We start from the raw sequence: 11,225 nt of genomic DNA, 5'->3' as shown, positions 1-11,225 counted from the left end.
ATCGCAACATATGAAGTCAATTATTTCACTCGATCACACTTCCGAGGCCCCCAAATATCAACAGATCATACAATCTATTGTCAATGCTATCGACAACAACCAGTTAAAGATCGGTGACAGGCTCCCTTCTGTAAACCAGGTGAGCGACAACACCGGCATTGCCCCTAAAACCGTTATGCAGGCCTTCCGCAGCCTGAAACAGGCAGGACTGGTATCAGCGGTGCAGTATAAAGGATTTTTTGTAGCCAGCACAAATACACAATCGAGGCACAACATCTTTGTATTGTTCAACAGCCTGACGGCCTATAAAGAAGAAATATATGAAAGCATTAAAAACACGATAGCCGGCAAAGGCACAGTGAATATTTACTTCCACCATAACAACGTGGCATTGTTTAATACACTGCTGGCGCAAAGTAATGGCAAATACACGGCGTACATTATTATGCCTATTAAAGATAAAGACATTGCTGCTTCATTAAAGCAACTGCCGCAGCAGAAGGTTTATATTCTTGATCTTGGTTACCGCGACTGGGGCGCCAGGTATCCTTCTGTTTGCCAGTATTTCCATGAAGATATTCACCAGGTGTTGCAGCAGCACTTAACAAAGATCCGTCGCAAGTACAACAAGCTGGTCCTGGTAATGGGGCCTGCCTTCTATAACCTCAAACAAATTGAGAATGGCTTCCGGCGGTTCTGCCGGGAATCCGGTCTCCGCTCAGCGGTGGTTACACATGTTGGCAATAAGCCACTGGCAACCGGGGAACTATATATACTGGTACACGACGGGGATCTTGTGCATCTTGTAAAACGGATCACCGCGTTATCCTTTAAGCTTGGAAAAGATATTGGCATCATTTCCTATAATGAGATCCCCATTAAAGAAATTGCCGCCAATGGTATTGCCACCATTTCCACTGATTTTACAAAGATGGGGACCGATATCATTAACATGGTGCTTAATAAAAAGAAACAGCATTTAAAAAACCCCTGCAAACTGATAGAGCGCCCCTCGTTTTAAGATACGAAGCAGCGCATTACAGCTGGAGCACACGGGCTAGACCGGTTTGCAGCCCCCGGAGTTCAGCAAGCCCCTTCAATCGCCCTATGCAGGAATAACCCGGATAGGTGGTCTTGTTCAAATCGTCCAGCATCTGGTGGCCATGATCAGGCCGTACCGGCAGGGAAATATTCCGCTGTTGCATCAGCAGTAATAATTCACGCACTATAGTCACCATATCAGCATCGCCATCTAAATGAGCTGCCTCAAAAAAGTTCCCGGATTCATCGCGCCGGGTATTGCGCAGGTGAAGAAAATGGATGTGTGCGCCCAATCGTTGAATGATCCCGGTAAGATCGTTACCCGGCCGTACGCCCAGTGAGCCGGTACAGTAACACAGCCCGTTTGCCGATGAAGGAACCGCCTTCACTATGTCCAGCAAATCCGCTTCCGAGCTCACCACGCGGGGTAATCCCAACACAGCATACGGCGGATCATCCGGGTGTATGGCCATCTTCAGCCCCAGTTGTTCTGCTACCGGCACCACTTCTTTCAAAAAATACATTAAGTGCTCCCTTAATGTGGCGGCGTCGATATCTTTATATGTTTCCAGCGCTGCCAGAATTTCTTCCGGCGAAAAGCGCCCGGTGCTGCCCGGCAGCCCCAGCAACGCATTCCGGAATACTTCGTTTTGTTGTGCTTCGGTATGCGCATGCATCCATCTTTCCGCTGCTTCAATTTCAGCGGCGCTGTAATCCTTTTCTGCCTGATTTCTTTTCAGCATAAAAAGATCAAAGGCTACAAAAGCGGCACGTTCATAGTAGAGCGCTTTACTTCCATCGGGCATGGTGTAGCTGATATCTGTACGAACCCAGTCCAGCACCGGCATGAAGTTGTAGGTGATCACCTGAATACCGCAGGCGGCAAGGTGTTGCAGACTCCTTTTATAATTTTCTATATGAACCTGGTAATGCCCACTGCGCCGTTTTATGTCCTCACTTACGGGCAGGCTCTCCACCACCGTCCAGCTCATGCCTTCGGCTTCAATGAGGGATTTCCGCTGCTGAATTTCTGCCACCGGCCACACATCTCCCACCGGGATGTGATGCAACGCGGTAACAACACCGGCACAACCAGATTGCCGGATGTCTTTTAAACTAACGATATCATGCGGTCCAAACCAGCGCATGGTTTCATGCATTAACATAGCGATTCTATTTTACTCAAGAAATGTTGCCTACTATGGCGCGTTTAATATCACCTGTGCCGGCGTTAAGCCGGGTGATTGCGCCGTTACTTTTATTGGTCCTGTTGTTCCCGGCTTTGCGCGGACAATGACCATCGCCAGCCCGTTAAATGCTTTTCTTACTGTAGAAGAAAAAGATTGCAGGTCGGCCGGATCACCGTTATCGGTGGCGACAATTTCGCCTGGTCCGGATACTTCAAAGCGGATCCGGTTGCCGGCCCGCGGTACCAGTACACCTGCGCCGTCGAGTACACGGAGGGTGATAAATGAAAGATCTTTTCCGTCGGCGCGTATGTTATCCCGGTCGGCGATCAGCTGCAACTGCGCCGCCTCACCGGCTGTTCTTACCGTGTCGGCAGCCCATACCGCGCCGTTTTTGTAGGCCACCACGCTTAGCACACCGGGTTTATAAACAACACTGTCCCAGCGGAGGCGATAGGTATAAGGACCTTTCTTCTTTCTGCCCAGGGATACTCCATCCAGGAACAGCTCCGCTTCGTCTCCCGATGTAAACACATGTACCGGGGTGATGGCGCCCACGCGCTCCGGCCATGTCCAATGCGGCAGGATATGCGCCATTTTATAGTCTGGCCGCCACCGGGATTGATACAGGTAAAAGCGGTCCTTTTTAAACCCGGCCAGGTCTACAATGCCGGAATAAGAACTACGTGCGGAATAATAGGGCGTGGGTTCTCCAAGATAATCAAAACCCGACCATACAAATTCGCCGGCTACATAAGGATGCTTGTCCTGCGATGCAAATACTTTATCGGGCGATGCACCAAATGCAGCCGTATAAAGCTCATAGGCGCTTACTTGTTGCAGCTTACCGCTGCCGCCCGTTCCTTCACCAACAGGCGCACTGATCCCCTCAAAAACCGGAAATAAATACGTGCCCCGGGTACTCAATGCGGAGGCGGTTTCACTGCTGAAGATCATTTTACCGGGAAATTGCTGTTGAAAGGCGGGATAAAGCGGTGATGTACGGATGCCCTGCAATTGCTGATAGGCAGGCGCATCGCGTATTCCTTCTCCCTGGTAATTCAAACTCAATATATCCATTACAGCGGGAAAAGGCATTCCCGGCTTTGCATAGTTCATAGATGCGGTGGCCGGCCTGGTACTATCTTCTTCCTTTACAATATCATACAGCTTTTTTGCAATCGCGGCTCCCTGTTCCGCTGTATACTGTTCCCCTACTTCATTCCCAAAGCTCCAGGCAATCACCGAAGGATGATTCCTGTCTCTCCTGATAAAAGCCCTGGTATCGGGTTCATACCAGTCGGGAAAAATCAGGTGGAAATCCAGCGGTGTTTTTTTCCTTTCCCAGTTATCAAATATCTCATCAATTACCAGGAAGCCCATCCGGTCTGTTAAATCCAGCAGCTCCTGCGCCGGTGGATTATGCGCCAGCCGGATGGCATTGCAGCCAAGTTCCCGGAGTATTTCCAGCTGTCTTTCTGCTGCCCGTACATTAAACGCCGCGCCTAATGCGCCCAGATCGTGGTGCTGGTTAACGCCCTGTACGCGAACAGGCGCGCCATTTACCAGTAGTCCTTTTACCGCATCGAATGTAAGTGCTCGGATACCAAAACCGGTGCGATATTCATCGACCGGCTTGCCGTTGGAGATGATATGTGTAACCGCTGTATAAAGATTGGGGGTTTGCGTTGGCGGCGGCCCCCACAGCTGCGGATGTTGCAGTATCACGGAACCTGCTGACTTGTGCGTGGCGCCGGCTTTCAGGATAACCGCTGATGCAGGTATGGTCGCTACTTTTTTCCCGGCAGTGAAGATGTCCGTGATTACTTCGATCTGCTGCTCATGGTCCGATTTATTGCTGACCTGAACCACCACATCAACAGTAGCAGATGAGGCAGAAACATTTTTAGTGGTAACAAATGTTCCCCATTGTGCCACCTGCACCGGGTTTACTTTCGTGAGCCACACATTGCGGTAGATGCCTCCGCCGGGGTACCAGCGGGCTGAATTAGTGGGATTGTCCAGCCGTATTGCCAGTTGATTATCCCCGCCGGGATTGATATAAGGCGTGAGATCCAGGCGGAAGGAGTTGTAGCCATAAGGCCATCCACCTACCAGGTGGCCATTCAGCCAAACCATAGTGTAAGACATGGCGCCATCAACATCCAGGTAAATAACTTTTCCTTTATCGGCAGCAGGGATATCCAGTTTCCTGCGATACCAGGCCACTCCGTGAACGGGCAGCCTGCCCATTCCACCGCCGACGATGGCATCGGGCTCGCTGTAAAACGGTCCTTTGATGGCCCAGTCGTGCGGCAGTTGTACGGACTCCCAGTTATGATCGTCGAAATTGTTTTGCACAAACGGAAAATCAGCGCCGGGTTTGCCTTGCGGGCGCTGATGTTGTTTGGCAGGATCGGCAATAAAATCATTGCCGGAAGGCAGTATCCAATTCTTTAATACCTGCGAGGAGGCATTCACTGCCACCGATTCAGTTGGCCTGGAATCTGCTACCACATTATCGTTCCGGTCGGTCACCTCGGGGCGCACATCATAGATCAGTTTATCCGGCTCCCCGGTATACCGGAAAAATTTCCAGTCGTTGTTGATGCTAATGTGCTCTCTGAGCGACGTTGATTCCTGGCGTACGCTGTTTGCATCCTGCACTAACCGGGCGCTTTTACAGCTGCTCCCGGTCCATGAGCTGAATAACAGCATATAAACAGTGCCACGAAACACATACCGGAACATCCCCGGCCATAAATTAACATGCATGTATCCAGGTTTATCTTCTTAAAAATACGACTAATTGTAACCCGGATTTTGCTCCAGTACGGCGCTTCTGTTTCTTTCAATTTCTCCCTGTGGAATCGCCCAGAGGTTAAAACGTGGTTCCATATTCGCCCCGTAAAAAGGATTATACTTTTTCACCCGGTCATACAGTTTACCTAAGCGCATCAGCGTCAGCATCCGTTTTTCTTCTACTCCCAACTCTCTTAATCTTTCATCCAGAATATAATCAATCGTCACATCTCCTGCCAGCACCGGTGAAGCATTGGCGCGTGAACGCACTACATTTATATCTGCTGCGGCGGCGCCGGCATTGCCCAGGCCAAGGTAGGCTTCTGCTCTCAGCAAATAGGTTTCAGCCAGCCGGAAAATATACTGGTCGGCAAACGTGCCGCCTGCCGTGGCTTTCAACTCATACTTCTTGATAGGATCAGATGAACCCGGATTCACGTAGAGTGATGCGGGGTGATTAAACGGCGTGGTTGCCTTCGACTGATACGGATAAAACACCCTTGAAGGAAAAGTGATGTTAGCACCCGGAGGAGGATTTTGTGTAGAAATTTTTTGTCCGAAAAACGGGCTTGCCGGGTTGGTAGCCACCACTTCTCTTACGAAATTGTGATTGGCATTCCGGATATCGTTATTAAAATCACTTTGCCATACTTCATCCGCAAAATGTTTTGAGGGCTGTAAAAAACCAACACCCCTGCCACCGGTATAATCGCCGATAGGCCATTGAAACAATGCCACTCCGTTCACCCGCATATCGCGGTACAACGGCACGTGTACGCGCTCCAGCTGGTAGTTGCCCGCCATGGCGGTGGACACGGCAGATCCTCCCTGCACATCTGTTTCAAGCTGCACTACCCAGATCGCTTCTGTATTGTTGGCAGTTTTCCTGTTTTGATTTTTTGCCTGGAACAGGTCCCAGTATACATCGCCGGGGGTAACGGTTGACCGTGAACCAAACCGGGTTTTCATCAGGTCGGTGGCGGGATCATCAATCACTGCAGATGCCGCAGTTACCGCGTCCTGGAACTTACCGTTGGCGAGGCATACTTCCGCCAGCAGGTGCTGCGCAGCGAGGTTGGATGCTTCACCATCTTTCACTGCTGTTATCCCGGGCAGGTTAGCAGCCGCAAATTTCAGGTCGGCTGTTATCTGCGTCAAAACTTCCTGCTTTGTGGCCCTCACAAAATCAGTTTTCTCTCCTATTATTTCATTCAGCACCAGTGGCACACCGCCATATAAATATACCAGCGTTCTGTAACCCAATGCACGGAAGAACTTTGCCTTCGCTTCAAACATTACTTTGTTGGCATCCGACAGCTGCGAAGCAGGAATGCGGCTGATAATGGTGTTGGCTTCTGCCACAATTTTATACAGCTGGCTCCAGTGGTTATTGGTGAGCACCCCGTTTGATCCAAATTCTGCAGAAAGATTAGGATTACTACCTACCGCCACTTCCACGGCCAGATCTGTTCTGTATAGATAATGCATAGGCTGCCAGTCGCTGGATGTATAAAACTCGCTTCTAACCAACCCGTACAGGTTATTTACTGATGCATCAAAATCTTCCGTTGTTTTAAACGCATTGGAAGTACTGAGGAACGACAGCGCTTTTTCATCCAGGAAATCATGCTTACAGGAAGTCGCGGGTGAACAAAGCATTAATATGAGTGATATCCGATATAATGTCTTCATAAAAATATTTTTACAACGTGGATTAATAAACAATACTCAGACCTACGGTGAAACCTCTCAGAACGGGCCTTCCGCCGATGATCAATCCCATCGGATTACCGTCGTTGTCGTTGGCTTCAGGGTCCCAGCCTTCCCAGTTGGTCCAGGTGTAAAGGTTTTTACCGCTTACGTACAGGTTGATCGATTGTGCCTTGAATTTCTTCAGCAGCGAGGTGGCCAGGTTATAGGACAGCGATACATCCTGCAGTCTTACAAAGCTCCGGTCCTGGTACATGTTAGGTTCAATCTTCGCACGGGAGCCGGAGATATTCCTTGGATATTTACCCGTTGGATTGGAGGGCGACCAGAAGTCGATGCCCTGCAGGTTATTCACTCTTATGCTATTGTCTTCCCGGAAAAACGACGGGTTGTTATTGCCGAGGTATCCATCTTTACCGCCCTGCACTGAATTCAGGAATAAGGTGAGGGTAAAAGCTTTGTAGGAAAAAGTCTGCAATAAGCTCATGCGATAGGCAGGCTCCTGCCGGCCGAGAAATACCCTGTCGGCCTGCTGGGTAATATCATTGTCTTTGTTTTGATCTACGACCCTGACCGAGCCTACCGGGAAGCCTGGAATCCTCGTATCATTGAGCTGATAGATCCCATCTAATTTGTAGTCGTATATGGCCCTGATGGACTTGCCCACAAATAATGAACTTGACACCAGGTCGTCTTCTTTGCCATCTCCGTTGGCATCCACGCCTGTAAGCGTAACAATCTTGTTATTGTTAGCGGAGAAATTAAAGGTGGCTGACCATTTGAAATCCTTTTTATCTATGACGTTATAGTTTAAAGCGGCTTCAAAGCCAGCATTACGGATCTGGCCGAGATTCGTGTAAATATTGCTAAAGCCGGTAACGCCGGGGATAGCCACGCTGTACAACAAATCGTAGGTATTATTCCGGTAATAGTCTAAACTGCCACTCAGCCTGCTGTCGAAGGCAGCAAAGTCAACGCCCACATTCATTCCCTTTGTGCGTTCCCACTTCAGGTTATCGTTTCCTAAGGAGGCTACCTGCTGACCAAATGCGGTGGTGCCGCCATCGCCATACACATAAGCGGCGCTGGTGGTTACCCGTGCGATAGAAGTATAGCGCGATGTCTGGTTGCCTGTTACGCCGTAACCAGCGCGTAGTTTGAGGTAGTTAAACGGCGTTACGCCCTTCATGAAATTTTCTTCTGATGCTATCCAGCCGAGTGCCAGTACGGGGAAGGTGCCGTATTTATTATTCTTTGCAAATCCCGAAAAGCCATCGCGGCGCAGGATGGCGGTCAGCAAGTATTTATCCCGGAATTTATAGTTGACGCGCGCCATCTGGTAAGCCAGGTTTTCTTCCCATGCATCCGACTGTGCCAGCTGGATGTTGCCCTGGGAAAGGTTGTTGTAGCTAAGTGTCAGCCGCGGAAATCCTCTCGCTTCAGAAAGGGTGCTGTTGAACTTTCTTCCTACGGCGCCATATAATAACGTAGCGGTGATATCATGACTGCCAAAAGTTTTGGAATAAGTAAGAATATTATCAAAGGTATAGTCATAATAATCCTGGAACTCTTTGTAGGCTCTTCCTGTTTGTCCGGCATCATATATACTGGAAAAAAAGTGTTTTGATAAGCGGTAGTTGTTACCAAAGTTCATCCGGTAGTTGAGTCCTTTCAAAAACGGAAAATCTATATCCGTGTAGATATTGGCAAAATAGTAGTTTGTTCTGTCGTAGTCGTCGACGTTATAGGTGGTGAATGGATTTGGCTCCAGCGTATTCATAGGAAACGGTATCAGTTTACCGGAGGTATCATATGGAACGATGAGGGGCGTCATACGTTGCAGGCTGCCGAAAGACGGCTCTGCGCCATCCTGGTTTATAAAGGCTGCGGAGGACAGCAGGCCTACTTTCCACCAGGATAAAGGCCGTGTTTCGATGTTGGCGCGGATAGATTTTCTTTTAAACTTATCGTTGATGATAAAACCTTTCTGCTCTACCAGGCTGCCGGACAGTAAATAGGTAACGCGGTCGCCGCCGCCGGAGATGCTGAGGTTAGTTTCCCCGATGGTGCCGGTGTTGGTGCCTTCTCCAAACCAATCGTAGTTATTGGGCAGCAGTCCGCCTTGCGGGCTGCGGATACTGTTATCTGCTACATCTTCAATTTTGAAGTTGGGGTTAGGTGTTGTATAGTCCGGACCCAGGTAAGCTTTATCGTAAAATGCTTCTTTCAGATAGTTAAGATATCCTTCGCGGTCGTATGGTTTCAGGTTGCCGACGGTTGGGTACTGGTTGGTATAGGAAGTAGAAAATGCGATGCGCGGTTTCTGGTTGATCTTTCCTTTCCGCGAAGTAATCAGTATCACGCCGTTAGATGCCTGTGCGCCGTAAACCGCGGTGGAGCTGGCATCTTTCAATACATCAATGGTAGCGATATCATCTGGGTTGATGTAAGAAAGGGAGCCGGTGTATTGAATACCATCGAGAATGATCAGCACATTCTGGTTACCGTTGAGTGTTACGCGTCCCCTGATGGAAATGGGCGGGGTGCCGCCGGCAACGGTAGCGATACCTACGTTTAACCCTGGCACGGTTCCCTGCAGGTACTGACCGATATTGGTGTTGGGCGCTTCACGCAGTGTTTCCAGGTTTACGCTGGCAACGGCGCCGGTTAAGTCCTTTTTTCTTTGCGTTCCATATCCTACTACTACTACTTCTCCGATATCCTTTGTAGCGGCGGTGAGTTGCACTTTTATGGTGGTGTTGTCTTCCACCCGGATTTCCTGGCTGGCGTACCCGATGCTGGAAATAATAAGGACAGCACCTTTGGCGGCTACCAAAGAAAATTCACCGTTGGCATTGGTGGTTTGTCCTTTGTTAGTGCCTTTTATGGCTACGGAGGCGCCGAGAACGGGGTCGCCGCCATCGCCGGTAACTCGTCCGTGGATCGCTTTGTCCTGTGCCAATGAAAGGGGCGGCCTGGCTAAAAGACAGGCGGTAAAAAGAGCGATTGTCAATATGCGGCTGATTGACAGCCTGACTATGCCCGGTTTGTGCTTTAATTTTTCAGTTTTTTTCATAACGATTAATGTCGTTTAGACAATTAAAAAAATGGAAGAAAAGGAAGAGATGGAATTTGTCTATCGTGGTTATTCCTTTTTATTAAGCTATAAAGTGATCAGGGCCGCCCGCAAAAAGGTGAGCGCTACAGTTCTTGATTTTGGTTGATCATGCAGTTGTTTCATAACGGGCGTTTTGCGTAAAAAAATTGATCGCTGACTGATGGTCAGGGTTTGTTCTGTGAAACGAATATAAGAAAAAATCAGATTTACGTAACCGATTGCATTTTTTTATTCAGAAAAAGTTCATTTCCTTTGAGAAACAAGCTGTACTAAAATGTCAGAGGACCGGGAAGTAACGATATACGACATAGCCAAATACCTGAATGTTTCTGCCGCCACGGTCAGCAGGGGGTTGAAAAACAATCCCATGATCAGCAAAAACACCCGGAAAAAGATCGTAGAGGCTGCAAAATCGCTTGGTTATCAATCCAATACATTTGCGAGTAGTTTAAGAAGCAGGCATACGCATACGCTGGGCACGTACTGGTACCGCGACTGAACAGTCACTTCATGTCGTCGGCATTGGCCGGTATGGAAAATGCCGCCAACCGGCATGGTTACAACCTCATTATTGCGCAATCGCTGGAAGATGTGGAGAAGGAAAAACGCAATGCGGCTACCATGTTTAATAAAAGAGTGGATGGACTCCTCATCTCACTTTCCTCCAATACACAGGACATTAACCACCTGGAGCCCTTCTTCAAACGAAAAATACCGGTCGTGTTCTTCGACCGCGTGTTCCCTCATGAGGAAAGCACCTCCGTTGGCATCAATAACCAGGAAGCGGCCTATAATATTACCAAACACCTGATAGGACAAGGCTGCAAACGGATCATGCACCTGGGAGGAAATTTGCTGCGGAACGTTTACCAGGAAAGGCTGAACGGCTACAAGCAGGCGCTCCACGACCACCACCTCACCTTCAGCAAAAAGCTTTACTTAACCAGCACGCTTTCAGAACAGGCAGGAACAGACGCCGCCAGGTATATCCTGGACCTGCCCGCCGGCGAACGTCCGGATGCGGTATTTTCCGCCAACGACACGGCCGCCGTATATTGCATGCTGGCCCTTAAAGCCGCCGGCCTGCGTATCCCGGAGGATATTGCCTTCGCCGGCTTTAATAATGATCCCATCAGCCGGGTGATTGAGCCCAACCTCACTACCATGGACTATTCCGGCAACAGCATCGGGGATACCGCCGCTACCTATTTAATTAACCACCTTAAAGGGATCAGCAACCTGTATACCACCGATGCCATTACACTCCGCGCGGAAATGGTGATCCGGGCTTCCTCCCTGAAAAAATTACCTGAATAGGTTTTTTTTTATGATATTTACGCAACCGATTGCGAAAATAGTGCGTAAAA

The 11,225-nt window shown here is 49.1% G+C and carries 7 protein-coding genes; 3 read left to right on the top strand and 4 right to left on the bottom strand.

The genetic code is table 11. The annotated features are described in order from the left end of the window. Positions 1-10 precede the first annotated feature (10 nt). Positions 11-1,021 (top strand): GntR family transcriptional regulator, encoded by a 1,011-nt coding sequence (locus QFZ51_RS15465; protein ID WP_429046984.1) that lies wholly within the window; start codon positions 11-13, stop codon positions 1,019-1,021. A 16-nt stretch (positions 1,022-1,037) separates the two neighbouring features. Here QFZ51_RS15465 and uxuA read toward each other — a convergent pair whose 3' ends face one another. The 4 genes from uxuA to QFZ51_RS15445 are packed head-to-tail and all read right to left on the bottom strand — an operon-like array spanning position 1,038 to position 9,816. Then, on the bottom strand, positions 1,038-2,207 hold the full coding sequence (gene uxuA / locus QFZ51_RS15460; protein ID WP_429046983.1) for a mannonate dehydratase: 1,170 nt from the start codon (positions 2,205-2,207) through the stop codon (positions 1,038-1,040). 33 nt (positions 2,208-2,240) lie between these two features. Beyond that, positions 2,241-5,003 carry a beta-galactosidase GalB gene (gene galB, locus QFZ51_RS15455; protein ID WP_429046982.1) on the bottom strand — a complete coding sequence of 921 codons (2,763 nt, stop codon included), beginning with the start codon at positions 5,001-5,003 and terminating at the stop codon, positions 2,241-2,243. Between the two features lie 30 nt (positions 5,004-5,033). Next, positions 5,034-6,722: a RagB/SusD family nutrient uptake outer membrane protein gene (locus tag QFZ51_RS15450; RefSeq protein WP_429046981.1), complete on the bottom strand. Its 1,689-nt coding sequence runs from the start codon at positions 6,720-6,722 to the stop codon at positions 5,034-5,036. A 22-nt stretch (positions 6,723-6,744) separates the two neighbouring features. Further along, positions 6,745-9,816 carry a SusC/RagA family TonB-linked outer membrane protein gene (locus QFZ51_RS15445; RefSeq protein WP_429046980.1) on the bottom strand — a complete coding sequence of 1,024 codons (3,072 nt, stop codon included), beginning with the start codon at positions 9,814-9,816 and terminating at the stop codon, positions 6,745-6,747. 316 nt (positions 9,817-10,132) lie between these two features. Here QFZ51_RS15445 and QFZ51_RS15440 point away from each other — a divergent pair, with 316 nt between their 5' ends. Then, positions 10,133-10,357, top strand: coding sequence for a LacI family DNA-binding transcriptional regulator (locus QFZ51_RS15440; protein ID WP_429046978.1), 225 nt, complete (start codon positions 10,133-10,135; stop codon positions 10,355-10,357). A gap of 11 nt (positions 10,358-10,368) precedes the next feature. Further along, positions 10,369-11,175: a substrate-binding domain-containing protein gene (locus tag QFZ51_RS15435; protein ID WP_429046977.1), complete on the top strand. Its 807-nt coding sequence runs from the start codon at positions 10,369-10,371 to the stop codon at positions 11,173-11,175. Positions 11,176-11,225 lie beyond the last annotated feature (50 nt).

Source organism: Chitinophaga sp. W3I9 (genome assembly GCF_050434025.1).
Taxonomy (GTDB): Bacteria; Bacteroidota; Bacteroidia; order Chitinophagales; family Chitinophagaceae; genus Chitinophaga.
Note: the sequence above shows the minus strand (reverse complement) of the source record. Positions and strands in the feature narration are given on the sequence as shown.

What these genes read in the sequence shown, in the direction of transcription:
- galB (WP_429046982.1), bottom strand. Translation starts at nt 5,003, where the DNA reads ATGCATGTTAATTTATGGCCGGGGATGTTCCGGTATGTGTTTCGTGGC.
- uxuA (WP_429046983.1), bottom strand. Translation starts at nt 2,207, where the DNA reads ATGTTAATGCATGAAACCATGCGCTGGTTTGGACCGCATGATATCGTT.
- QFZ51_RS15440 (WP_429046978.1), top strand. Translation starts at nt 10,133, where the DNA reads ATGTCAGAGGACCGGGAAGTAACGATATACGACATAGCCAAATACCTG.
- QFZ51_RS15435 (WP_429046977.1), top strand. Translation starts at nt 10,369, where the DNA reads ATGTCGTCGGCATTGGCCGGTATGGAAAATGCCGCCAACCGGCATGGT.
- QFZ51_RS15450 (WP_429046981.1), bottom strand. Translation starts at nt 6,722, where the DNA reads ATGAAGACATTATATCGGATATCACTCATATTAATGCTTTGTTCACCC.
- QFZ51_RS15445 (WP_429046980.1), bottom strand. Translation starts at nt 9,816, where the DNA reads ATGAAAAAAACTGAAAAATTAAAGCACAAACCGGGCATAGTCAGGCTG.
- QFZ51_RS15465 (WP_429046984.1), top strand. Translation starts at nt 11, where the DNA reads ATGAAGTCAATTATTTCACTCGATCACACTTCCGAGGCCCCCAAATAT.